Annotated in this window: 19 protein-coding genes; all 19 read left to right on the plus strand. The window is 38.6% G+C overall.

Features of this window, described 5'->3' with window-relative positions:
• Positions 1 to 4: 4 nt before the first annotated feature.
• Positions 5 to 568 (plus strand): hypothetical protein, encoded by a 564-nt coding sequence (locus CYK18_RS00285; protein WP_101784430.1) that lies wholly within the window; start codon positions 5 to 7, stop codon positions 566 to 568.
• Positions 569 to 690: 122 nt separating this feature from the next.
• Positions 691 to 1,734 carry an AAA family ATPase gene (locus tag CYK18_RS00290; protein ID WP_000730173.1) on the plus strand — a complete coding sequence of 348 codons (1,044 nt, stop codon included), beginning with the start codon at positions 691 to 693 and terminating at the stop codon, positions 1,732 to 1,734.
• A 3-nt stretch (positions 1,735 to 1,737) separates the two neighbouring features.
• Positions 1,738 to 3,963 (plus strand): S8 family peptidase, encoded by a 2,226-nt coding sequence (locus tag CYK18_RS00295; protein WP_001004235.1) that lies wholly within the window; start codon positions 1,738 to 1,740, stop codon positions 3,961 to 3,963.
• A 38-nt stretch (positions 3,964 to 4,001) separates the two neighbouring features.
• Positions 4,002 to 5,090, plus strand: coding sequence for a restriction endonuclease subunit S (locus tag CYK18_RS00300; RefSeq protein WP_049524647.1), 1,089 nt, complete (start codon positions 4,002 to 4,004; stop codon positions 5,088 to 5,090).
• Positions 5,091 to 5,120: 30 nt separating this feature from the next.
• The gene (locus tag CYK18_RS00305) at positions 5,121 to 6,317 is read left to right on the plus strand and encodes an HAD family hydrolase (protein WP_049524648.1); all 1,197 of its coding nucleotides are present in this window, start codon (positions 5,121 to 5,123) and stop codon (positions 6,315 to 6,317) included.
• 28 nt (positions 6,318 to 6,345) lie between these two features.
• The gene (locus tag CYK18_RS00310; RefSeq protein ID WP_049524649.1) at positions 6,346 to 8,127 is read left to right on the plus strand and encodes a P-loop NTPase fold protein; all 1,782 of its coding nucleotides are present in this window, start codon (positions 6,346 to 6,348) and stop codon (positions 8,125 to 8,127) included.
• 18 nt (positions 8,128 to 8,145) lie between these two features.
• Positions 8,146 to 8,901, plus strand: coding sequence for a hypothetical protein (locus CYK18_RS00315; RefSeq protein ID WP_049524650.1), 756 nt, complete (start codon positions 8,146 to 8,148; stop codon positions 8,899 to 8,901).
• 44 nt (positions 8,902 to 8,945) lie between these two features.
• Positions 8,946 to 10,547 (plus strand): type I restriction-modification system subunit M, encoded by a 1,602-nt coding sequence (locus CYK18_RS00320; RefSeq protein ID WP_101784432.1) that lies wholly within the window; start codon positions 8,946 to 8,948, stop codon positions 10,545 to 10,547.
• A gap of 193 nt (positions 10,548 to 10,740) precedes the next feature.
• Entirely contained in the window at positions 10,741 to 11,511 is a 771-nt protein-coding gene (locus tag CYK18_RS00325) for a Fic family protein (RefSeq protein ID WP_101784434.1), read from the plus strand.
• Between the two features lie 309 nt (positions 11,512 to 11,820).
• The gene (locus tag CYK18_RS00335; protein WP_101784437.1) at positions 11,821 to 12,114 is read left to right on the plus strand and encodes a helix-turn-helix domain-containing protein; all 294 of its coding nucleotides are present in this window, start codon (positions 11,821 to 11,823) and stop codon (positions 12,112 to 12,114) included.
• A gap of 352 nt (positions 12,115 to 12,466) precedes the next feature.
• On the plus strand, positions 12,467 to 14,716 hold the full coding sequence (gene metE, locus CYK18_RS00340; RefSeq protein WP_101784439.1) for a 5-methyltetrahydropteroyltriglutamate--homocysteine S-methyltransferase: 2,250 nt from the start codon (positions 12,467 to 12,469) through the stop codon (positions 14,714 to 14,716).
• 101 nt (positions 14,717 to 14,817) lie between these two features.
• Positions 14,818 to 15,684: a methylenetetrahydrofolate reductase [NAD(P)H] gene (gene metF / locus CYK18_RS00345; RefSeq protein WP_101784442.1), complete on the plus strand. Its 867-nt coding sequence runs from the start codon at positions 14,818 to 14,820 to the stop codon at positions 15,682 to 15,684.
• 633 nt (positions 15,685 to 16,317) lie between these two features.
• Positions 16,318 to 18,531 carry a polyribonucleotide nucleotidyltransferase gene (gene pnp, locus CYK18_RS00360; RefSeq protein WP_101784445.1) on the plus strand — a complete coding sequence of 738 codons (2,214 nt, stop codon included), beginning with the start codon at positions 16,318 to 16,320 and terminating at the stop codon, positions 18,529 to 18,531.
• A 14-nt stretch (positions 18,532 to 18,545) separates the two neighbouring features.
• The gene (gene cysE, locus CYK18_RS00365; protein WP_101784448.1) at positions 18,546 to 19,163 is read left to right on the plus strand and encodes a serine O-acetyltransferase; all 618 of its coding nucleotides are present in this window, start codon (positions 18,546 to 18,548) and stop codon (positions 19,161 to 19,163) included.
• 11 nt (positions 19,164 to 19,174) lie between these two features.
• Positions 19,175 to 20,059, plus strand: a complete 885-nt coding sequence (locus tag CYK18_RS00370; RefSeq protein ID WP_101784450.1) for a GNAT family N-acetyltransferase — start codon at positions 19,175 to 19,177, stop codon at positions 20,057 to 20,059.
• Positions 20,060 to 20,141: 82 nt separating this feature from the next.
• Complete coding sequence (gene cysS, locus CYK18_RS00380; protein ID WP_101784454.1) at positions 20,142 to 21,485, plus strand: cysteine--tRNA ligase; 1,344 nt, start codon at positions 20,142 to 20,144, stop codon at positions 21,483 to 21,485.
• Entirely contained in the window at positions 21,478 to 21,864 is a 387-nt protein-coding gene (locus CYK18_RS00385; RefSeq protein WP_000567913.1) for a Mini-ribonuclease 3, read from the plus strand. The genes cysS and CYK18_RS00385 overlap by 8 nt, the downstream gene beginning before the upstream one ends.
• A 3-nt stretch (positions 21,865 to 21,867) precedes the next feature.
• Positions 21,868 to 22,737, plus strand: a complete 870-nt coding sequence (locus tag CYK18_RS00390; RefSeq protein WP_101784456.1) for a helix-turn-helix domain-containing protein — start codon at positions 21,868 to 21,870, stop codon at positions 22,735 to 22,737.
• A gap of 112 nt (positions 22,738 to 22,849) precedes the next feature.
• Positions 22,850 to 23,980, plus strand: a complete 1,131-nt coding sequence (locus CYK18_RS00395; protein WP_000229952.1) for an ABC transporter ATP-binding protein — start codon at positions 22,850 to 22,852, stop codon at positions 23,978 to 23,980.
• Positions 23,981 to 24,047 lie beyond the last annotated feature (67 nt).

Below are 24,047 nucleotides of genomic sequence, written 5' to 3' on the forward strand. Positions count from 1 at the left end.
AAGTATGAATTGGACTACCATTTTTGCGGGAATCGCAGCATTTGTTTCAATTGTGAATGTTTTTGTAACTATTAGAAATAATAAGGCTCAAATAGAAGCCCAGATTATCTCAAGTTCTCGTGTTCAGTGGATTAAGGAAGTTAGAGAAATCTACTCGAATTTTATTAAATTAAGTACAGAGTTTCATAATGAGTTATTGTTTTTAAGAGTATGTGATAATGAAGAAAATTTTGATAAAAATTTTAATATGTTGAGAGGAAATTTGTGGTCAAGTTATTATCAATTAATTTCTTATTTCCCCAAAAAAGACAGTGATGGAAGAAACTTTGAGATTGTAAGTATATTTAATGAATTAGTTAATTTTCTGGAAGAAAAATTAGAGTATTCCTATGGAGATATCACTTTTTCGGAGTTTGTACCAAGTTTTCAGGAATTGCAAAGATATGATGTTCCTGAACAATATAAAGCTATGCTGAATATAGTTTCTGATGAATTTTCTTGTTATATGAAAGCGGAATGGGTGAAAGCAAAATTAGAGGTGGAGAACCAATTTAAGTTCTCCAAGTAATAAAATAACAGGTGTTGTCTAGTAAAGTACAATGCCTGTTATTTTTGTTTATCTGTCCCTAAATTGACATTTTTGTCCCATGGTGTTATACTTAGTTTAGTATTTAAAATGGAGGTCTAGCAATGAAAAAAAAGCAAGTGATTAACTTAATTAGGTATTTTACAGAGAAGAATGAGTCTGGATTCAGGACTGAAGCGTATGAAATAGCAAAATCATTTGATAAAAGTGGAGACTATCAGTTAGCTGAATATATAATGGCATTGCTATCAGATGCTAATACTTTTGTTCCACAAATGAATAAAGAAGATATTGAATCGTTGAGGAAGGTTTCACTGCTGAACTTAGAATCATTGCCTTTGCCAGAACCTATCTCAAAAGATGTGATTGGGATAGTGAATGCTGTTCGGAGGAATATTGGAGTAAATAAGTTTCTCTTTGAAGGGGCACCAGGGACTGGGAAGACAGAGACAACAAAACAAATAACTCGCCTATTGGAACGAGAACTTTATATTGTAGATTTTGAAGCAATAGTTGATAGTAAATTAGGACAAACGTCAAAGAATATTGCTTCACTCTTTAAGGAAATAAATAGTTTTTCTAAACCTAACAGAGTAGTTATATTGTTTGATGAAATAGATGCTATTGCTTTAAATAGATTAGATACCAATGACTTGAGAGAAATGGGAAGAGCAACTTCTGCTATATTAAAGGGAATAGACTCACTAAATAATGAGGTTGTTTTAATTGCTACGACTAATCTGTTTGATGTTTTTGATAAAGCTTTAATAAGACGTTTTGATGCAGTAATTAATTTTAATAATTATAATCAAGATGATTTATTAGATATTTCAAATATTTTAATGAGTGATATTTTAAAAGATTTTAAACAATCTGGGAAAAATAGTAAATTATTGAGAAAGATTATCTCTCTGATGAAACCTATTCCTTATCCAGGTGAACTAAAGAATATTTTAAAGAGTGCAGTAGCTTTTAGCAGTTTAACTGATAAATACGATTATTTGAGGCGAATCTTTACAAATGCATATAAATCTATAGATGAAGTTTCAATTGAAGAATTAAAAGAGCTTGGTTTCACAGTACGTGAAATAGAGATTTTGAAAGGTATTTCAAAAAGTCAGGTTTCAAGAGAGTTAAAAGGATGTTAAAGAATGAATGAATTATTGCAATTAAAGGGGCGTTTTGAGCAAAAATCAAGTAGTGGTCGACCAGGTTCTCCAAAGTTGTTGGCTAATCAAATTGTAAGTGAAAAAAAAATATTAAAATTAAAAAAAGAGCTCGAAGAACTTAAAGAATATTGGTCAAATATCTCATATTTTGAAGGAGCTTTAATTTCAGTAACTTATGTAGATGTTGTTGCAAAAAGTAGAAGAATGAGAGAACTATTTAAAAAAAATAGTAGAATTCAACCAAATGATTGCGTTGTTGGAGCCAAATTTATTGATAAAACTTCTACAGAGAAGCAACATGTTATTACTTATTACGTAGATTTAGATGTTTTGGATGAATCGATTAATACTTTGAATATAGTTGCATCATTACTTATTAAAGATTTCAATGGAGAAATTTCTACAGAAAAATTAAATTCGATTAGTGACAGGACAGATAATTATGAACCAGGAATAATTGCTAGAACAAAATTTTTACAAGCTATTGTAGACATTAGTTCGATTGAAAATTTTGCAATACCCAAAAATGAACTTGATGAACTAAGAACATCAATTATTAGTATCTTTGATACCAAAGTACCTACAAGTGAATTATTAAAGAGGGTTGGTTTAAATGTTCCTGATTACAGAGTGATTGATGAGACAACGATATTATTGACTCCGGATCAGTTAGAAATCTTAAATGAAAAGGCTCCTTATCTGATTTCTATGGCTACTACAGATTTATCGAAATTGGATACTCAGAATTTTGAAATTTTTGATAGCGGGCATAGAATGACAATTCCTTCACCTGCAGATGAACCGGTAGTCGGAGTTATTGATACTATGTTTGATAGTAGTGTTTATTTTTCTGAATGGGTGACATTTCAAGATAAGGTAAATGCCGATATTCCAATTAATCCAACTGATTATGAACACGGTACAGCTGTATCTTCGTTAATTGTTGACGGTGCTTCAATTAATCCAGAATTAGATGATGGTTGTGGTCGTTTTAGAGTTAAACATTTTGGAGTTGCAAGGGGTAGCAAGTTTAGTTCATTTTCTATACTTAAGTCAATTAAAGAAATAGTAGCAGAGAATAGAGATATTAAGGTATGGAATTTATCATTAGGGTCAGCATTAGAAATTCAAAAAAATTTCATTTCTCCAGAAGCTGCTTTGTTAGATAAAATACAATATGAATTTGATGTTATATTTGTGATAGCAGGAACAAATAAAAGAGTGAGTGATAAAGCTAGAATGAAAATAGGGGCACCAGCAGATTCGATAAATTCTCTAGTTGTGAATGCCGTTGATAAGGATAATAAACCAGCGACATACTCTAGAGAAGGTAAAGTGTTGTCCTTCTTTAATAAACCTGATATTTCTTATTTTGGAGGGGATGGGAAAAACAAAATAAGAGTTTGTATGCCTACAGGAGAATATTTTGTAGCAGGAACATCTTTTGCAGCACCTTGGATTACTAGAAAAATAGCATATTTAATCCATAAGATAGGGTTAAGTAGGGAGGTAGCGAAAGCTTTAATTATTGATTCTGCAATATCATGGTCAAAAGCAAATAGTTCTATGAATTTAATCGGGTATGGTGTAGTACCTCAAAAAATCGAAAATGTGCTTAACTCCCAAGATGATGAGATTAAGTTTGTTATATCTGGAGAATCAATCATGTTTGATACATACAATTATAATCTTCCAGTGCCTGTTGTTGATGATAAGCACCCTTACATTGCTAAAGCAACGTTGTGTTATTTTCCCAAGTGTTCTAGGAATCAAGGAGTTGATTATACAAATACAGAATTAGATATTTATTTTGGTAGACTTAATGGACAGAAAATAATTACTGTGAATGATAATAAACAAAATGATAATGTGTCTCTTTCTGAAACAGATGCTAGAGGATTGTATAGAAAATGGGATAATATCAAATCAATTATAGAGTACGTTAAACCAAATGGGCGAGCTAAGAAGGCATATGGTGATGGTTTGTGGGGGTTTAGTCTTAAAACTAAGGAACGACTTAACAATGGTGATGGTAGAGAACTTAGGTTTGGAATAGTTGTAACACTTAAAGAAATGAAAGGGATAAATAGGATTTCTGATTTCATTAGTCAATGTTCTATGCGTGGTTGGCTTGTGAATAGAATTGACGTTCAGGAAATGATTGATATTTATAATGTTGCTGAGGGAGAAATTCATTTTGAAGATTAATTTTATTAAAAAAAGCTTGATGAAGGTTAGATAAAAATATGATAAAGCAAGATATTCCTAAAATAAGATTCTATTCCTATCAAGGTTCTTGGACAGAAAATAGAATTGCAGATATAGTCAAAATATCTGCTGGTGGTGATGTAGATAAAGTAAAATTGAAGGAAAGTGGAAAATATCCTGTTATTGCAAATGCTTTGACAAACAAAGGAATCGTTGGATTTTATGAAGATTATAAAGTGAAAGCTCCTGCAGTGACTGTTACGGGTCGTGGAGATGTTGGATATGCAGTAGCAAGACATGAAAATTTTACTCCAATTGTTAGACTCTTGACTCTTCAATCGGAAAAAATTGATGTTGATTATCTTGAAAATCAGATTAATTCTATGAGAATTTTAAATGAATCTACGGGTGTTCCTCAATTGACAGCTCCACAACTTGGGAACTATAAAGTGTATTATCCTGAAATTGAAGAACAATCCGCCATCGGCTCCCTATTCCGCACCCTCGACGACCTTCTGGCTAGCTACAAGGACAATCTCGCCAACTACCAATCTCTCAAGGCGACCATGCTCTCTAAGATGTTTCCAAAAGATGGACAGACAGTTCCTGAGATTCGTTTGGATGGATTTGAAGGTGAGTGGAAAAGGAAGAATTTGTCAGAGGTTTGTAATATTAATTCTGGTAGAGATTATAAACATTTAAAGGATGGGGACATTCCTGTATATGGCACGGGTGGTTACATGCTTTCTGTAAATGATAAATTATCTGATGAGGATGCTATAGGTATTGGAAGAAAAGGAACTATAGATAAACCATATTTATTATCAGCACCTTTTTGGACTGTAGATACTTTATTTTATGTGACATGTAAAGTAGGCTATGATTTATATTATCTTTTCTTAATTTTTCAAAAAGTTCGTTGGAAAAAGTTTGATGAATCTACTGGTGTACCAAGTTTATCAAAGAAAACCATTGAAAAAGTTGTTTCAAAATTTCCATCACTTCCTGAACAGCAAGCCATCGGTGCCTATTTCTATAATCTCGATAACCTCATCAATTCTTACCAAGAAAAACTTTCTCAATTGGAAACACTCAAAAAGAAACTCTTGCAGGATATGTTTATTTAATATTTTTTATTTAACTGAAAGGAGCGAATTATGCCAGATACAACTTTTAACCGTGAAAAGAAAACAGATAGACCTGTTATTGCGCTATGCTATGATTTTGATAAGACACTTTCTCCAGATGATATGCAGGCTCAAGGATATATCCAAACAGTACAACCAGAAGGTAGCGATATGATTGGTGATTTCTGGAAGGAATCAAATAGTCGTGCCGCAGCAAACAATATGGATAAAAACCTTGCTTATATGTATACAATGAAGAAAAAAGCACGTGGGCAAATTGTTTTTACAAAAGAGAAGTTAGCTGAGTATGGATCTCAGGTTGCACTTTTTCCAGGAGTAGAGGATTGGTTTAAACGCATAAGAGACTACGGAGCTGATAAAGGAATCATTGTCGAGCATTATATTATATCTTCAGGTTTAAAAGAGATGATAGAAGGAACTTCAATTGCAAAAGAGTTTAAAGAATTGTACGCAACTTCTTTCTATTTTGATGATGATGGAGTTGCTGTCTGGCCTGCTCAAGTAGTGAATTATACTAATAAAACACAGTTTCTTTTTCGTATCTCAAAGGGTGTCCTTGATGTTAATGATGAAGCGGTTAATGATTCTTTCGCACCTGACGAAATCAGAGTTCCATTTCGGAATATGGTTTATCTAGGGGACAGCGATACGGATATTCCTTGTATGAAATTGGTAAATTCTCAAGGCGGATATTCTATAGGTGTTTTTAATCCAGATGAAAAAGATAAAGTGAAGGCGAAAAATAAAGTCTATAAAATGATGAGGGATAATCGTATTTCTTATTTTGCCCCTGCAGATTATTCGGAAGGTAGCGAGCTTGATGAACTTGTGAAATTGATCATTGATAAAACTGTGTACAACGAAAAATTGTACAAGAAAAAATATATTAATCAGAAGGAAGCTATCGAACAAGAAAAACCAAGAGAAGAACAGGAGAAAATAGACTTGATTAACTCTTTGGAAAGTAGTGCTAGTTTCAAAAGTACTCATGCTATTATCGAGAAATTATCAAAATATACTAGTTGGAAACCAGAAGAAATAGAAGATCTCTTAGAAATTGCAGTGGAAAATACACAGGTATTACATATTTTGAATGACCAAGATATTAAAAAGTTTTACCAGTATATAATTGAACAACTCGGTAGCAATACTGATGAGTTAATTAGAGACAAAGTTGAAAATATTCAACAAAAATTTGAATCATAAATTGTAGATGAGAAGATTTAGGTGAGATATGGCGGAGAAAAATTTTATAGAACTAGATAAAATTGAAATTTTAACTGCTGCGCAAAATTTTGCAAATTTGTTAAACGAGAATAAGACTTATTTTCTAAATGGTACTTGGGGGTCAGGTAAGTCTACTTTTCTTAAAGAAGTTGACGATACGAAACAAGTTAAATTAGTAACCATTGATTTTTGGAGATTAAATGATAGTCGGTCAACTCTAGAGACAGTTTTTGCTAAGTTACATCCATATGTTTATTGGGGACTTAGATTAGTTGTGATTCTATGCATTGCATTATCAATCCTAATGACTAATGTAGTTGATTTGGGTCTAAGTGTTCTTGTACCTAATTGGGTTGTTTTGTTTGCAGGAGTAATTGCTTTAATAGTTGCAATCCATCAGTTTTTGAAAATAAAATCAGATGGAATTTATAGTTGGTTGTTGACTAAAAATTATCTTTCATGTAGGAAGAAAGTCTTAGTTGTTGATGATTTTGATAGAATGACTGAAGAACAGCAGGAAGCTAGTTATAAACTTTTCAGCTTACTTAATGGAAAACTTCCGATTATTTTCGTTGGAGATATCGATATAATTCATCGAAATAATAGTAATTATCTCTCAAAAATTATAGATCGACGAATTGAACTTCCATTTGTTCTCCATCCCACAAAAATATGGAGTGATTATTTCGAGCAATTGGAAAATAGATTAGAAATAAAGCTTTCTGATGTGTTTAAAGATGTGTTCATAAAAGATGGAAAAAATTTACGAGACAGAGAACGCTTTAATGATTATGTTAATCTGGAATTGATTGGACGTAATAAAGTGAAATATGTTCAAATTGAGCAACAACTAGTTGTTTTGTATCTTTTTCTATATTATCCAAAATTTTATGAAAGTCTAAAGACAGGTAAAGGTTCTATTGAAATAGATTCGAATAAACAATTATTAATTGAAGAACTTCATAATATTTTATTTAAAAAAAATGATTTATATCCTAGTTGTTATGTTTCAAATAGGGAAGGATACCTTATAAATGAAGTACCATCAAATAGACGCACTGATGAATTGATTAAGATTATTAATGATGGACAACAACTTTCTAATGAAATTTTACTTTCACAGAATGATTTCCTAGATTTTATCAATGGAGAATACGAAAAACTAACTAATCAACAACAAGATTTATTGTTTTCAAATGCTTTAAAATTATCTACTCACAGTGAAGATAACTTGTTAATAAATCTTATTTTACAGAAGAAGGTTAAGACTAAAATTCCTGAGTATAGGATAGGGACTCAAGATGTTAATACAGAATTAGTTGAAAATACTTATTTATTTTTAATGAAAGTTTTAGGTAAAACAGATGTAAGCGAGATATTCTATTTTATTTTCAAACATAAAATTTTTAGGTATCAAGATATGGTAGGTCTTGATATAGGATTAAGTCCTTACAATAAAGAATTCTCGTCATACAGGTGGAAATATATAATAATAATGATGCACTTGTATGAACTAGATAAAGTACTTCAATTTTTGGATTGGAGCAATACTATCTGGGAAGCTATAAATAAACTAAGTACAGAAGAGTTCCTCCGTTTTTGGCTAGAATTTGGATTTATAAGTAATAAAGATCCGAATAAACCTGGGTATGATTCTAAAAATAAAGAATATATTTTTGTAAAAGATTTTGACACTTATGCTGACGAAGCAGATATGATTTTCTTAAAAGAAAGTAATAAGAACAGATTAAACAAACTTAAAGAAGAAGGGTTCAAATTCGAAGATTAAAAGCTAAAAGGAGTTGCCATGGTATCTGTAACACAACGTATAAAAGAAATTAATCAACCTCGAGGTGGCTACTTGCCCATCAAGTTATTTTCAGCAGAGCGGTTCGAAGATCACAGAGTTCTGAATCCTGTAGAGTCTGTATCTCCTAGTTTAGTGGGGATTTGTGTGGACTACTTGACCCGTTTTATGAAAGGGGCAGAAGCCAGTGATGCTTTCAGAATATCTCTCTTGGGAGCTCAGATGGTGGGCATGGGAGACCTAGCAGAAGCACTGCTCGATTTGGTGACAGGATTGGACGATTTATCAATAGAAAGTGCGTGTCGTTTGGTTTCTTTTGATGTCGTTTTTCGTGCGGGGATTAAGTATTATAAGCCATTTGAGGAAATTTCAGTGGACGCCGAAACGATAGAGAATATTTGTATCATGGTGGAGCGAAGTCTTTGTTTCTTTAATCTCTATGGTCCTTTGGTAAAAGATGGCTTTCATTTTCTTGGAGGATATACAGATACGATTGATAAGGGTGATGGAGATTTTCTGACCAAGGATACACTGTGGGATTTTAAGGTGACTAAAACAGCTCCTAATAAAGACCATACACTACAAGTCCTTGTATACTATATCATGGGCTTACATTCCTTTGATCCTGACTTCCTTTCTATCGAAAATCTTGGATTTTATAACCCTCGAAAAAATATTGTTTATCAACTTCCAGTCTCTTCTATTCCTTTAGATTTGATTCGAACGATTGAAAATGAAGTGATTTGTTATAAATGATTGCTTGTTTAAAAAAATAATTGTAAAACTTAGAAAGAAACATTATGGAAACAACACAAACTTCCCAGTCGCTCTACCAAGCCCTGTGGAACTCAGCGGATGTTCTCCGCTCTAAGATGGATGCTAATGACTACAAGTCCTATCTCTTGGGTATGGTCTTTTACAAGTATCTGTCAGATAAGATGCTCTTTTTCGTGGCGGAGACTATGGAGGAGGGGAGTGAGAGTCTAGAGGCTGCCCTTGAGGTCTATCGTGACTACTATGAGGATGCGGACACCCACGAGGATCTTCTTGCAGTGATGAAGGACGAACTCAACTATAGTATCAAGCCTGAGTTGACATTTACGGCTCTTGTAGCACGTGTCAATGAGGGGACTTTCCAGTTGGAAGATTTGGCTCAAGGTTTTCGTGATATTGAGCAGAGTGATGAACTCTATGAAAATCTCTTTGAAGATATTGACCTCTATTCTAAAAAGTTAGGGGCGACTCCGCAAAAGCAAAACCAAACGGTGGCGGCAGTCATGAAGGAGTTGGCTGTGCTAGATGTGGCTGGTCATGCTGGTGATATGCTGGGGGATGCTTATGAGTATCTAATCGGTCAGTTTGCGACTGACTCGGGTAAGAAGGCTGGTGAGTTCTATACACCTCAGCCTGTTGCCAAACTCATGACTCAGATTGCCTTTTTGGGTCGTGAGGATCAGCTAGGTTTTACCATCTATGATGCGACTATGGGGTCTGGCTCTCTCTTGCTCAATGCCAAGAAATACTCTCATAAACCGCAGACAGTGGTCTACTTTGGTCAGGAACTCAATACCTCAACCTATAATTTGGCTCGGATGAACATGATTCTACACGGTGTTCCTGTTGAGAATCAATTCCTCCATAATGCTGATACACTAGATGAAGACTGGCCGACTCAAGAACCGACTAACTTTGACGGTGTTCTCATGAACCCACCTTACTCTGCCAAGTGGTCAGCAAGCTCTGGCTTCCTGAATGATCCTCGTTTCTCTCCTTTTGGAAAACTTGCTCCTCAGTCCAAGGCTGACTTTGCCTTTCTCTTGCATGGTTACTACCACCTCAAGCAGGATAATGGGGTTATGGCTATCGTCCTTCCTCACGGTGTTCTTTTCCGTGGAAATGCGGAAGGAACCATTCGCAAGGCCTTGTTAGAAGAAGGTGCCATTGATACGGTTATCGGTCTACCTGCTAATATCTTCTTTAACACCAGCATTCCGACTACGGTCATCATTCTCAAAAAGAACCGCACCAACCGTGATGTCTACTTTATCGATGCCTCTAAGGAGTTTGATAAGGGGAAAAACCAGAATATCATGACGGATGCTCATATCGAGAAGATTTTGGAAGCCTACAAGTCACATGAGGAGATTGACAAGTTTGCCCATCTGGCAAGCTATGAAGAAATCGTCGAAAATGACTATAACCTCAATATCCCTCGCTATGTAGATACCTTTGAGGAAGAAGAAGTCGAGCCACTGACAGACATCGTTAGCAAGATTAACACGACAAATGAGGCAATCCAAAACCAAACAGCTTCCCTACTCGAAATGCTCGGTCAACTACACGGAACCACACCAGAAGCCGATGCTGAACTCAAAAAGTTTTTGAAAGAGTTTAAAGGGTGATGTAAAAGTAGCAGAGATTGTAAAGAAAAAATGAGCTTGTCTAAGACTCCGAGTAATAAATTCCTGATACAGTCTTTTATTTAAAAACCAAGAGCTAGTTTTGTAAGAAACGACAAATTACAGGAAAATCTAACTAGTCTAATGTGGTAGAATATAAAGAGTCTACTTGAAGCTTTGTTTAGAAAGGAAAACCATGACACCGACTTATGAAATTGATAATCCCAGACTCTCTTATCAGACCAAATTAGACCTATGGGAAACGGGATTTGGTTTACAAAAGGTAGATAATCTAGAGCCATCGTCGTATATGAGAGAGCTCGCACAGCAAAATTCTCAAGGAAAGTTGACTTATCAAGAAGTTTATGATCAAGTAACGGCTTATCACCAAGAGACGGATGATAGCACAAGAGAAGCAGACCTTGTTGCCATGAGAATTGTGGAACTCTTGTCCTCTAATGCCTTTAAATTTGCTCCAACAACATTGAAATTGATTCATAGAGAGCTTTTCTTTAGTCTCTTACCACATGGCATTCCCTTGGGAGAATACCGCTCTTACAACATTACAAAAAGTGAGGCTGTTTTAAATGGAGACAGTGTCATTTATGATGATTTTCGCACGATAGCAGATAGTTTGATCTATGATTTTCAGCAGGAAAGTCAATTTGACTATCGAGGAAAATCCGATATCGAAGTAGTAAAACATATCAAGACTTTCATTTCAGGTATTTGGCAAATTCATCCTTTTGGAGAAGGAAATACTCGAACCATAACAGTATTTTTAATTAAGTATCTTAGAACTATGGGATTTCAAGTAGACAATAAACCCTTCCAAGAAAATGCAAAGTATTTTCGAGATGCTCTTGTTCTAGATAATGCGAAGCTACTCCAGAAAAAAACAGAATATTTGGAGCGATTTTTTGAAAATCTCTTATTAGCTGGGCAACATGATTTAGAAATAGACTAAAGAGATGAACGGTTTATTGTACATTTTGAGTTAGAAATTATTCCCCCTTTTGGGGATGGAAATGTTCGTGTGGGGCGGATGGGTTAGAGTCTTATCTTGTAGAGAATTATCAGATAACAACTGCAGTTGCACAAGAACTAACAGGTTTGAGTGCGGCAACCATGCGTCGTTATCTCCAAATATTCGTAAATCAAGGTTTATTAGAAAAATCAGGAACTGCAAAAAACACTATTTATTCGCTCATATTCCGCTCATAATTCGCTCATTTTTTCAAAAAATATATAGCTCTAAAAGAAAGAGGGGTAAGTGATGAAGAATAGTGCTATTGGGAGTAATTGGAAAGATATCAGAACTGAGCTCTTTAGCAAGGAGGAAATCCTTGAAAGTGATATGCGAGTGGCTATTATGAGTGAGCTGATTGAGGCTATGCATGAGCAAGGCATCAGTCAGAAAAAGCTGGAAGAACTTAGTGGAGTAAGACAGCCTGTCATAGCTAGGATGGAAACAGGCAAGACAAGCCCTCAGTTGGACACAGTCTTAAAAGTCTTAGAAAGTCTAGGAAAGACACTAGCAGTTGTCCCACTTGAACAGAGAAAGAGTTGATAGGGATGAAATTACTTGGTTGGCTAAAATCATCCACTGGATAATTTTACCTCCCATCCGCACTTTTCAGGGAAATATCAGAATTACAAAAGAAAAATCAACCTATAGTCTTTTCTAATAACAAGCCATAGTCACTTATAAGAATTACTAATAACGCGTTTGAGTATTCTAACTGAAATTGAGCTATAAAACAAGCTACACAAAGGATTTGAGGCATTTGTCTCAGGTCTTTTTCCTTTGTTTAAAACAGAGATATAGTTTCAAACTATATCAAAGCCTAATTTTTTACAATTATACAGATGATTTCTTTTCTGTTAAGATAGTTTCAACAACAAATTTTGGAGGACACATCATGTCAACTACAATCATCGGTTTCCCTCGTTTGGGCGAATTCCGCGAATTAAAATTTACAACTGAAAAATACTTTAGAAAAGAAATCTCAGAAGAAGAACTCCTTGCAGCCGCAAAAGACTTGCGTGCTAAACACTGGAACATTGTCAAAGAAAAAGGCATCACTGAAATCCCATCAAATGACTTTTCTCACTATGACAACTTCCTAGATGCAGCTTTCCTTTTCAACGTGGTACCTGCTTCAGTTCAAAACTTGGACTTGTCTGACCTTGAGCGCTACTTCGCTTTGGGTCGTGGTTACCAAGGAGAAAAAGGAGACGTTCGCGCCCTTCCAATGAAGAAATGGTTCAACACCAACTACCACTACATCGTTCCTAAATTTGAAAAAGACACTCAAGTCAAACTTGCAGGTCACAAAATCTTTGATGAGTTCCAAGAAGCCAAAGAACTTGGATTGAACACTCGTCCAGTTCTTGTAGGTCCATTCACTTTCCTTCAATTGTCAGACTTTGAAGAAGGCGTGAAAGCAGAAGACTTCGTAGACAGCTTAGTGGCTGCTTACCAAGACGTTTTTGCTAAATTGGCTGAACTTGGTGCGACTCGTATCCAACTCGACGAAGCTGCTCTTGTAAAAGATTTGACATCTGAAGAAAAAGCTCTCTTCTTGAACCTCTACAACAAGCTTTTGGCTGACAAAAAAGGTCTTGAAGTCTTGCTTCAAACTTACTTCGGAGATGTTCGTGACGTTTACGCTGACCTTGTAAACTTGCCAGTAGATGCTATCGGTCTTGACTTCGTTGAAGGTAAGAAAACTCTTGAATTGGTTAAAGGTGGTTTCCCAGCTGACAAGACTCTTTATGCAGGTATTGTCAATGGTAAAAACATCTGGCGCAACAACTACGAAAAGAGCTTGGCCGTTCTTGAGCAAATCCCAGCTGAAAACATTGTTTTGACAAGCTCATGCTCACTTCTTCATGTGCCATTTACAACTGCTAATGAAGAATTTGAACCAGCTATCTTGAACCACTTTGCCTTTGCAGTTGAAAAATTGGATGAGATTCGTGATTTGGATGCTATCCGCAATGGTCAAGGTGAAGAAGCACTTGCAGCTAACAAAGAACTCTTTGCGACTGAGCGTGTGGGTGAAAATGGGGAACTTCGTGCGCGTATCGCTGGCTTGACAGACGCAGACTACACTCGTTTGCCAGCCTTTGCAGAACGTGAAGCTATCCAAGAAGAAGCTTTCAAACTTCCAGCTCTTCCAACAACAACTATCGGTTCATTCCCTCAAACAAAAGAAGTTCGTGCGAAACGTTTGGCTTACCGTAAAGGTGAATTGTCTCAAGAAGAGTACGATGCTTTCCTTGCTGAAACAATTGACGAATGGATCAAATGGCAAGAAGATATCGACTTTGATGTCCTTGTTCACGGTGAATTTGAGCGTAATGACATGGTTGAGTACTTCGGACAAAACTTGTCAGGATACCTCTTCTCTAAAAATGGTTGGGTACAATCATACGGTATGCGTGGGGTGAAACCACCAATCATCTGGGGTGATGTAACTCGTCTTAACCCTATCACTGTTAAATGGTCTAGCTATGCACAAAGCCGTACAAACAAACCTGTTAAAGGTATGTTGACTGGACCTGTTACCATCCTCAACTGGTCATTCCCACGTGAAGACATCTCTATCAAGGATTCTACTCTTCAAATCGCCCTTGCCATCAAGGATGAAGTGCTTGACCTTGAAGCTGCTGGTGTGAAAATCATCCAAATCGACGAGGCTGCTCTTCGTGAGAAATTGCCACTCCGTCGTAGCGACTGGTACGAAGACTACCTTGACTGGGCAATTCCTGCCTTCCGCTTGGTACACTCAACAGTAGCGCCAGACACACAAATCCACACTCACATGTGTTACTCAGAATTTACAGATATCATCCCAGCTATCGATAACTTGGATGCGGACGTTATCTCATTTGAGGCTAGCCGTTCAAACCTTGAAATCTTGGACGAACTCAAAGCGAAAAACTTCCAAACAGAAGTGGGACCTGGGGTTTACGATATCCACTCACCTCGTGTGCCAAATGAAGGCGAAATCGACCACACAATCGAAGCCATCCTTGCTAAAGTGCCAAGCAAGAAAGTTTGGATCAACCCTGACTGTGGTTTGAAAACACGTGGTATCCCAGAAACAAAAGAAAGCTTGATCCGCCTTGTTGAAGCAGCGAAAGCTGCGCGTGAGAAATTGTAAGATAGGATTTCTCTAGAAGCGCTGTTTGGTCAATCTGCCTGTTTCACTCGGATTCTAGGAGTCCAGCTAACGAAAAAATCAACTAGAAAAGGATAAAGACTATGTCACGCCAAACACCGTCACTCTCATTTGAAGTGTTCCCTCCCAACCCAGCCGTGGGTAATGATAAAATTATTTCTGCTCTTCAAGATATGCAGGAGTTGGCTCCCCACTTTATCAGTGTGACTGCCAGCAATAATAAATTTAATATCAAGGAAACAACGGTCCGTTTGGCCGACTTTATCCAAAATGACTTGGCGATTCCGACTATTGCCCACTTGCCAGCTATCTATTTGACTAAGGATAAGGTTGCTGAAACGATTGCTGACTTGGACAAGGTTGGGGTGCAGAAAATCTTGGCTCTTCGTGGGGATATTATTCCAGATGTGGAGCCGCAAAAGGATTTCCGCTACGCAACTGACTTGATCGAGTTCATCAAGGAACAAGCCCCTCACTTTGATATTGTTGGTGCTTGTTATCCAGAAGGCCATCCAGATTCACCAAATCAGATTACAGATATTCAAAATCTTAAGAAGAAAGTAGATGCAGGTTGTTCGAGCCTTGTAACTCAGCTTTTCTTTGACAATGAGCGCTTCTATGATTTCCAAGACAAGTGCATCTTGGCTGGGATTGATGTTCCCATTCATGCAGGGATTATGCCAATTCTGAATCGGAATCAGGCTCTCCGCCTCTTGAAGACTTGTGAGAATATCCATCTTCCACGCAAATTTAAAGCCATCTTAGACAAGTATGAGCATGACCCTGAGTCGCTCAGAGCAGCAGGACTTGCCTATGCAGTGGACCAAATCGTGGACTTGGTAACTCAGGATGTTGCCGGTGTGCATCTCTACACTATGAACAATGCAGAAACAGCAAAATACATCCACCAAGCAACACATGCCTTGTTTAATCACCAGTTTCTAGGATAATAAAAAGCAAACCATTCTTCTCAGGTGAGGGGAATGGTTCCTTTTTAATGGTAAAGGCCGCACTTTTTAAGAAAAATATGATAAAATAGACTCTGTACGTACTTGATACAAAGATGAGGGTATTAAAGTTTTAAAGGCTTTGTCGATTCTCAATTTTATGATAGAAATTTTTTCATAATTTGTTCTTTTCAGTATTTAGTTTGAGCGATACGAACGAGTCAAATCGATGTTATTTGACGAGAGAGTTAGTAAAGCATTTAGCTAATTGCCTGATAGCGATTAGCGTGAAAGGATTAGATGCTTTAGTATCAAATCTTTCTAATAACTAACGGTAGGAAAGAGCGACACGAACGAGTCAAATCGATATTATTTGACGAGAGAGTTAGTAAAGCATTTAGCTAATCGCCTGATAGCGATTAGCGTGAAAGGATTAGATGCTTTAGTATCAAACCTTTCTAATGATTTGTATCTTGAGAATTGAACACGCCTACAACTCTGTGGAAAAAGATAAATCTGCCTAGGAGCAGTCGCTCCGTCGTTCGATTTCCTATTTTCCTTTGAGTTGCTTGACGGCTTAGTATCTTGATTTTTGTAGGCAAGGCGTATAATTTCATCAATCCAAAGGGGATTAAAATGACAAAACAAGTGTTTCAAACGACTTTTGCGGGTCGTGAGTTAATTGTAGAGACTGGTCAGGTTGCTAAGCAAGCAAATGGCGCAGTTGTCGTGCGTTATGGTGAGTCAACTGTCTTGACTGCTGCCGTGATGTCTAAGAAAATGGCAACTGGGGATTTCTTCCCTCTTCAAGTCAACTACGAAGAAAAAATGTATGCAGCTGGGAAATTTCCTGGTGGCTTTATGAAACGTGAAGGACGTCCTTCAACAGATGCGACCTTGACAGCACGTTTGATTGACCGTCCAATCCGCCCTATGTTTGCGGAAGGTTTCCGTAATGAAGTCCAAGTTATCAACACCGTGCTTTCTTATGATGAAAATGCATCTGCTCCAATGGCAGCAATGTTTGGTTCATCCTTGGCGCTTTCTATTTCAGATATTCCATTTGACGGACCAATCGCTGGGGTACACGTGGGCTATGTAGATGGCCAAATCATCATTAACCCTAGTCAAGAACAAGCAGAGCAATCGCTCCTTGAATTGACAGTAGCTGGTACCAAACACGCCATCAACATGGTAGAGTCTGGTGCTAAAGAATTGTCAGAAGAAATCATGTTGGAGGCTCTCCTTAAAGGGCATGAAGCAGTCAAAGAATTGATTGCCTTCCAAGAAGAAATCGTTGCTGCTGTCGGGAAAGAAAAAGCAGAAGTAGAATTGCTTCATGTGGACGCTGAATTGCAGGCTGAAATCATTGCAGCCTACAACAGCGACCTCCAAAAAGCGGTTCAAGTAGAAGAGAAATTGGCTCGTGAAGCTGCAACTCAAGCAGTTAAGGACCAAGTTACTGCCGTTTACGAAGAAAAATATGCAGACTACGAAGAATTTGACCGTATCATGCGTGATGTGGCTGAAATCCTGGAACAAATGGAACATGCTGAAGTGCGCCGCTTGATCACAGAAGATAAGGTACGTCCTGATGGTCGTAAGGTCGATGAAATCCGTCCTTTGGATGCGGTTGTTGACTTCCTTCCTCGTGTTCACGGTTCAGGCCTCTTCACTCGTGGACAAACTCAGGCTCTTTCAGTCTTGACCTTGGCTCCGATGGGGGAAACTCAAATCATCGATGGTTTGGATCCAGAGTACAAGAAACGCTTTATGCACCACTATAACTTCCCACAATACTCTGTAGGGGAAACTGGTCGTTATGGTGCACCAGGTCGTCGTGAAATCGGTCACGGTGCTCTTGGTGAACGTGCCCTTGCTCAAGTCTTGCCAAGTTTGGAAGAATTCCCATATGCTATCCGCTTGGTGGCTGAGGTCTTGGAATCAAATGGTTCTTCATCTCAAGCTTCTATCTGTGCGGGAACGCTTGCCCTTATGGCTGGTGGGGTGCCAATCAAGGCGCCAGTAGCAGGGATTGCCATGGGTCTCATCTCAGATGGAAACAACTATACAGTCTTGACAGATATTCAAGGTTTGGAAGACCACTTTGGAGACATGGACTTTAAGGTTGCTGGTACTCGTGACGGGATTACAGCCCTTCAAATGGATATCAAGATCCAAGGGATTACTGCAGAAATCTTGACTGAGGCTCTTGCTCAAGCCAAGAAAGCGCGTTTTGAAATCCTTGATGTGATTGAAGCAACCATTCCAGAAGTTCGTCCAGAATTGGCTCCAACTGCACCGAAAATTGATACCATCAAGATTGATGTCGACAAGATCAAGATTGTCATCGGTAAGGGTGGAGAAACCATCGACAAGATTATCGCCGAAACAGGCGTTAAGATTGATATCGACGAAGAAGGAAATGTGTCTATCTACTCTAGCGACCAAGATGCCATCAACCGTGCCAAAGAAATCATTGCTGGTTTGGTTCGTGAGGCTAAGGTGGATGAAGTTTACCGTGCTAAAGTCGTTCGTATCGAGAAATTTGGTGCCTTTGTTAACCTCTTTGATAAGACAGATGCCCTTGTTCATATCTCTGAGATGGCTTGGACTCGTACCAATAATGTCGAAGACTTGGTAGCAATCGGGGATGAAGTTGATGTTAAGGTTATCAAGATTGATGAAAAAGGACGTGTGGATGCTTCTATGAAGGCTCTTCTACCTCGTCCGCCAAAACCTGAACGTGATGAAAAAGGTGAAAAATCAGAGCGTCTTCATCGCCCACGTCATCACAAGGACCACAAACCTAAGAAAGAATTTACAGAAACACCAAAAGATTCAGAATAAGAGAGGAGAAATGTATGGGATGGTGGCGCGAAACCATTGATATCGTAAAAGAAAATGATCCAGCGGCCCGCACCACTTTGGAGGTTTTGCTGACTTATCCAGGTGTCAAGGCCTTGGCGGCCCACCGTCTCTCACATTTTCTATGGAAGCATGACTTTAAGCTCTTAGCTCGTATGCACAGTCAGTTTTGGCGCTTTTGGACTCAGATTGAGATTCATCCAGGTGCTCAGATAGACTCAGGTGTTTTTATCGACCACGGTTCAGGCTTGGTGATTGGAGAAACGGCGATTGTTGAAAAAGGCGTTCTTCTCTATCACGGAGTGACTCTCGGTGGGACTGGAAAGGATGTTGGCAAACGTCATCCAACCGTGCGTAAAGGTGCTCTCATATCAGCCCATGCCCAAGTTATCGGGCCTGTGGAAATTGGTGAAAATGCCAAGGTCGGTGCAGCAGCAGTTGTCGTTGCAGACGTACCTAGTGATGTGACGGTTGTTGGTATTCCTGCCAAGATTGTTCGTGTTCATGGAAAGAAAGATGAACCTGTCATTCACGAAGTCGAAGAAAAACGAGAGTATTACGTCAATAAACTCGAGCAGGCTAAAGAAGCCAGTCACAGATCGTCTGGGCTGTAGAGGATACTTATATGATTCAAGCAAGAAACAAGTTAAGCCAAGAGGAGTTATCTGAGGCGAAAAACCTAATTAACTGTTGCCAAGGCTATGATGGAACTTATCGTGATCCCTATCTCTCTAACATGCTTAATTTTGACCCAAACATGCCCGCCTTTTTCCTTTATTATGAAAAAGGCGAACTTGTTGGTTTCTTAACTGTCTATGCTGATGACCAAGATGTGGAAGTGACGATACTGGTTCATCCAGATTATCGTCGTCAGGGAATTGCGCGTGCTTTGTTTACTAGTTTTGAGAAAGAAACGGATGCTTTTCCTATTCATTCAGTCACTTTTCAGACAGAACGTATTTTTCTAGAGCGTCATCCTGATTTTGTCAGTAACTGGGGATTGGTCGAGGATGAAGAGACAGAAACTTGGTTGGGTAAGGATAGAAGACCATATCCGTTAGTAAAGCTTTCCAATCTTGAAGTTTTGTTAGCAGATAGTTCGTATCAGGATCAAATTAGCCAATTAAAATTTCAGGCATTCTCAGAAGAGCATGAATCGAGACAAGTTGTGGATAGATATGTCGCTGAAGCTCTGAAGGATCCAGAAAGTCGCTTATATATTTTATTAAAAGACGGTCAGGTTATTGGGACTTGCACGGTAGATTTATCGACTAATACGAATTACTTCTATGGTTTAGCAATATCGGAACCTGAACGTGGAAAAGGCTATGGAAGCTATTTAGCAAAATATCTAGTCAACCAACTGATTGAGCAAAATGATAAGGAATTTCAGATTGCAGTAGAGGATAGCAACGTAGGTGCCAAACATTTGTATGAAAAAATCGGCTTTGTCAAACAGACGCAGGTGGTTTATCTGAATGAGAAAGGAGCAAGGGATTCCGAAGTCTAGAGATATTCGGACTGAAATTTAATTGAACTCTTAGTAATGAAACTAACTGTTCTTGGATTTTAGCTTTCCTGACTATTATTTTATGATTAAAATCTATGACACCATGTCTCGTGATTTGCGAGAATTTGTTCCAATCGAGGACGGTAAGGTGAAGATGTATGTCTGTGGGCCAACTGTGTACAACTATATCCACGTGGGGAATGCCCGTTCGACGGTAGCTTTTGATACCATTCGTCGTTATTTCGAATACCGTGGCTACGAGGTTGCCTATATTTCCAATTTTACGGATGTGGATGATAAGATTATCAACCGTGCCAAGGAAGAAGGGATCACGCCTCAGGAGGTTGCGGACAAGTACATCGCTGCCTTTCGTGAGGATGTGACGGCCTTGGGTGTCAAACCTGCGACTCGCCATCCGCGTGTGGTGGAGTTTATGACTGACATTATCCGCTTTGTGGAAGACTTGATTGGAAAAGGCTTTGCCTACGAGAGTCAAGGAGATGTCTATTTCCGTGTGGAAAAATCTCACAACTATGCCAAGTTGGCCAATAAAACCTTGGAAGACTTGGAGCTAGGTGCTTCAGGTCGTACCGATGAAGAAACGGCTCGCAAGGAAAATCCGGTAGACTTTGCCCTATGGAAAACTGCCAAATCAGGCGAGATTTCTTGGGACAGTCCTTGGGGACCTGGTCGTCCAGGCTGGCATATCGAGTGTTCAGTCATGTCGACAGAAATTTTAGGCGATACTATTGATATCCACGGTGGTGGAGCCGACCTTGAGTTTCCGCACCATACCAATGAAATTGCCCAGTCAGAAGCCAAAACAGGCAAGACTTTTGCCAATTACTGGATGCATAATGGTTTTGTCAATATCGACAATGTCAAAATGTCTAAGTCTTTGGGGAATTTTATCACCGTACACGATGCCCTTAAAACTCTTGATGGGCAAGTACTTCGTTTCTTCTTTGCCACTCAACATTATCGTAAGCCTATCAACTTTACGGAAAAGGCAGTGCGAGACGCTGAGACAAATCTCAAGTATCTGAAAAACACCTATGAGCAACCATTTACTGAAACTGTAGATGTTCAAGAGTTACAGGACTTTAAAGACAAGTTTGTAGCAGCTATGGATGAGGATTTTAACTCAGCTAACGGTATCACAGTAGTCTTTCAAATGGCCAAGTGGATCAACTCTGGCAACTATGATGCAAGTGCTAAGGAAGCTCTTGCGGATATGTTAGAAGTCTTTGGAATTGTCTTTGTTGAGGAAGTTTTGGATGCAGAAATCGAAGCCTTGATTCAAAAACGACAAGAGGCGCGTGCCAATCGTGACTTCGCGACAGCAGACCAAATCCGTGGCCAATTGGCGGCTCAAGGAATTAAGCTCCTTGACACCAAAGATGGAGTGAGGTGGACACGTGATTGATGTCAATCTCATTAACGGGATTGCGCTAGCCTTTGAAGGAGATGCGGTGTATTCTATGTATATTCGTCGTCACCTCATTCTTAAAGGCATGACCAAACCCAATAAACTCCACCAAGAAGCGACCAAGTATGTGTCTGCCAAGGCTCAGGCTCGCCTGATTGCCCTCATGTTGGAGGAGCAAGTTCTGACGGAAAAAGAAGAGGAAATCTACAAACGTGGTCGCAATACCAATAGCCACACAAAGGCTAAAAATGCTGATGTGGTGACTTACCGTATGTCCACAGGTTTTGAAGCCGTGATGGGCTATCTCCATATGACTGAAAATCTGGAACGTCTTGAGAGCTTGATTTCTTGGTGCATCCAAAAAGTGGAGGGCTAGGATATGATTGCAAAGGAATTACAAGACTGGTTTCCTGAGGCTCAGATTTTAGACCAACCTGTTGAGAAAGAGGGATATCTTACTCTTCCTTTAGCTTCTCAGCAGTGGATTTTGCTGGAGGAAGCTGGTCTCAGTGAGCGTGAAAAGCAGTTGGTTGCCCTTTTGACCCAGCAGGAGCAGGCTCGTTCGCTCAATCCTTGGTATTCTTTTTTGATTGAGGGGAAGGGACAGGCGCCGAAAACTTTTAAAAAGATTCAGTTGGTTTATTGTCATCTTTCCTATTTTCAGCAGGAAAATCTAGCTTCTTGGCTGGATATGATGCGGACTCTATTTCCTAACTGTCAGACAGTGCTTCAGGTCGGAGCTCAGGATTATGTTTTTGTGCTTCAACAAGATAAGTATTCCTCTGTTCGTTCAATCTTATCTGATACGATTGAAGCAGTTGAGTATGACTTTGGTCTTCGTCTGTCAATCATGTTAGGTCAGGTTTGGTCTCAGACAGGCCATCAAGCCCTATCAGACTTGATTAAAACGGAGCGGGATTTATTTAAGATTTGGTGGCGTCAGGGTCACCAAGGTGTTCATGCTTTTTCTCAGCTCTATCTTTGGAGTATGGGAGAAAGACTCGTGGACTTGAAGGCAATCAAGGAATGTCTACACCAGATGATTTTGGATCAAGATCAGATTCAGGAAATCATTCTTTCTCTTTGGGAAAATAGTGCTGTTCTAACAAAAACAGCCCAGCAACTCTATCTGCACCGCAATTCTCTCCAATACAAGATTGATAAATGGGAAGAATTGACAGGGCTACAATTGAAGGAATTGACAGATCTTACCCTGTGTTATCAATTGATTTTACCAGATATTCTCTAAAGTTTTGTGCAAGTTGCACAGAACTTTATTATTTTTTTGGTCACCTTGCCATAGAAATGTAAAGCGTTTTCATCTATAATAAAACTATCAAAAGACAAAAGGAGTTCACCTCATGGTAGAATTGAATCTTAAAAATATTTACAAAAAATATCCAAACAGCGAACATTATTCAGTTGAAGACTTCAACTTGGACATCAAAGACAAAGAATTTATCGTTTTCGTAGGTCCTTCAGGATGTGGTAAATCAACTACTCTTCGTATGATTGCCGGTCTTGAAGACATCACAGAAGGTACTGCATCTATCGATGGCGTGGTTGTCAACGACGTAGCCCCAAAAGACCGTGACATCGCCATGGTATTCCAAAACTACGCTCTTTACCCACACATGACTGTTTATGACAACATGGCTTTCGGTTTGAAATTGCGTAAATACAGCAAGGAAGATATCGATAAACGTGTGCAAGAAGCAGCTGAAATCCTTGGATTGAAAGAATTCTTGGAACGTAAACCAGCTGACCTTTCAGGTGGTCAACGTCAACGTGTTGCCATGGGTCGTGCCATTGTCCGTGATGCAAAAGTGTTCTTGATGGATGAACCTTTGTCAAACTTGGATGCAAAACTTCGTGTATCAATGCGTGCTGAAATTGCGAAAATCCACCGCCGTATCGGAGCTACAACTATCTATGTAACTCACGACCAAACAGAAGCGATGACACTTGCAGACCGTATCGTTATCATGTCAGCAACTAAGAACCCTGCTGGTACAGGTACTATCGGACGTGTGGAACAAATCGGTACTCCTCAAGAAGTTTACAAAAACCCAGTTAACAAATTCGTAGCAGGATTCATCGGAAGCCCAGCTATGAACTTCATCAACGTGAAATTGGTTGGTAGCGAAATTGTTTCTGACGGTTTCCGTTTGAAAGTTCCAGAAGGTGCTTTGAAAGTTCTTCGTGAAAAAGGCTACGAAGGTAAAGAATTGATCTTCGGTATCCGTCCAGAAGACGTGAATGCAGAACCTGCTTTCCTTGAAACATTCCCAGAATCAGTTGTCAAAGCTACTATCTCTGTATCAGAATTGCTTGGTTCAGAATCTCACCTTTACTGCCAAGTTGGTAAAGATGAATTTGTTGCCAAAGTTGATGCTCGTGACTACTTGCAAACAGGTGCAACAGTTGAACTTGGATTTGACTTGAACAAAGCACACTTCTTCGATGTAGAAACTGAAAAAACAGTCTACTAAGATAAATGAAACTCAAAACACTGCTAGAAATCTGGCAGTGTTTTTTGAGATTGCGTAGAAAAAACTC

It is taken from the genome of Streptococcus mitis (genome assembly GCF_002860865.1).
Taxonomy (GTDB): domain Bacteria; phylum Bacillota; class Bacilli; order Lactobacillales; family Streptococcaceae; genus Streptococcus; species Streptococcus mitis_AT.

What these genes read in the sequence shown, in the direction of transcription:
- CYK18_RS00285 (WP_101784430.1), top strand. Translation starts at nt 5, where the DNA reads ATGAATTGGACTACCATTTTTGCGGGAATCGCAGCATTTGTTTCAATT.
- CYK18_RS00335 (WP_101784437.1), top strand. Translation starts at nt 11,821, where the DNA reads ATGAAGAATAGTGCTATTGGGAGTAATTGGAAAGATATCAGAACTGAG.
- CYK18_RS00390 (WP_101784456.1), top strand. Translation starts at nt 21,868, where the DNA reads ATGATTGCAAAGGAATTACAAGACTGGTTTCCTGAGGCTCAGATTTTA.
- CYK18_RS00295 (WP_001004235.1), top strand. Translation starts at nt 1,738, where the DNA reads ATGAATGAATTATTGCAATTAAAGGGGCGTTTTGAGCAAAAATCAAGT.
- CYK18_RS00320 (WP_101784432.1), top strand. Translation starts at nt 8,946, where the DNA reads ATGGAAACAACACAAACTTCCCAGTCGCTCTACCAAGCCCTGTGGAAC.
- CYK18_RS00290 (WP_000730173.1), top strand. Translation starts at nt 691, where the DNA reads ATGAAAAAAAAGCAAGTGATTAACTTAATTAGGTATTTTACAGAGAAG.
- cysE (WP_101784448.1), top strand. Translation starts at nt 18,546, where the DNA reads ATGGGATGGTGGCGCGAAACCATTGATATCGTAAAAGAAAATGATCCA.
- CYK18_RS00300 (WP_049524647.1), top strand. Translation starts at nt 4,002, where the DNA reads ATGATAAAGCAAGATATTCCTAAAATAAGATTCTATTCCTATCAAGGT.
- CYK18_RS00325 (WP_101784434.1), top strand. Translation starts at nt 10,741, where the DNA reads ATGACACCGACTTATGAAATTGATAATCCCAGACTCTCTTATCAGACC.
- pnp (WP_101784445.1), top strand. Translation starts at nt 16,318, where the DNA reads ATGACAAAACAAGTGTTTCAAACGACTTTTGCGGGTCGTGAGTTAATT.
- CYK18_RS00305 (WP_049524648.1), top strand. Translation starts at nt 5,121, where the DNA reads ATGCCAGATACAACTTTTAACCGTGAAAAGAAAACAGATAGACCTGTT.
- metE (WP_101784439.1), top strand. Translation starts at nt 12,467, where the DNA reads ATGTCAACTACAATCATCGGTTTCCCTCGTTTGGGCGAATTCCGCGAA.
- CYK18_RS00315 (WP_049524650.1), top strand. Translation starts at nt 8,146, where the DNA reads ATGGTATCTGTAACACAACGTATAAAAGAAATTAATCAACCTCGAGGT.
- CYK18_RS00310 (WP_049524649.1), top strand. Translation starts at nt 6,346, where the DNA reads ATGGCGGAGAAAAATTTTATAGAACTAGATAAAATTGAAATTTTAACT.
- metF (WP_101784442.1), top strand. Translation starts at nt 14,818, where the DNA reads ATGTCACGCCAAACACCGTCACTCTCATTTGAAGTGTTCCCTCCCAAC.
- cysS (WP_101784454.1), top strand. Translation starts at nt 20,142, where the DNA reads ATGATTAAAATCTATGACACCATGTCTCGTGATTTGCGAGAATTTGTT.
- CYK18_RS00395 (WP_000229952.1), top strand. Translation starts at nt 22,850, where the DNA reads ATGGTAGAATTGAATCTTAAAAATATTTACAAAAAATATCCAAACAGC.
- CYK18_RS00370 (WP_101784450.1), top strand. Translation starts at nt 19,175, where the DNA reads ATGATTCAAGCAAGAAACAAGTTAAGCCAAGAGGAGTTATCTGAGGCG.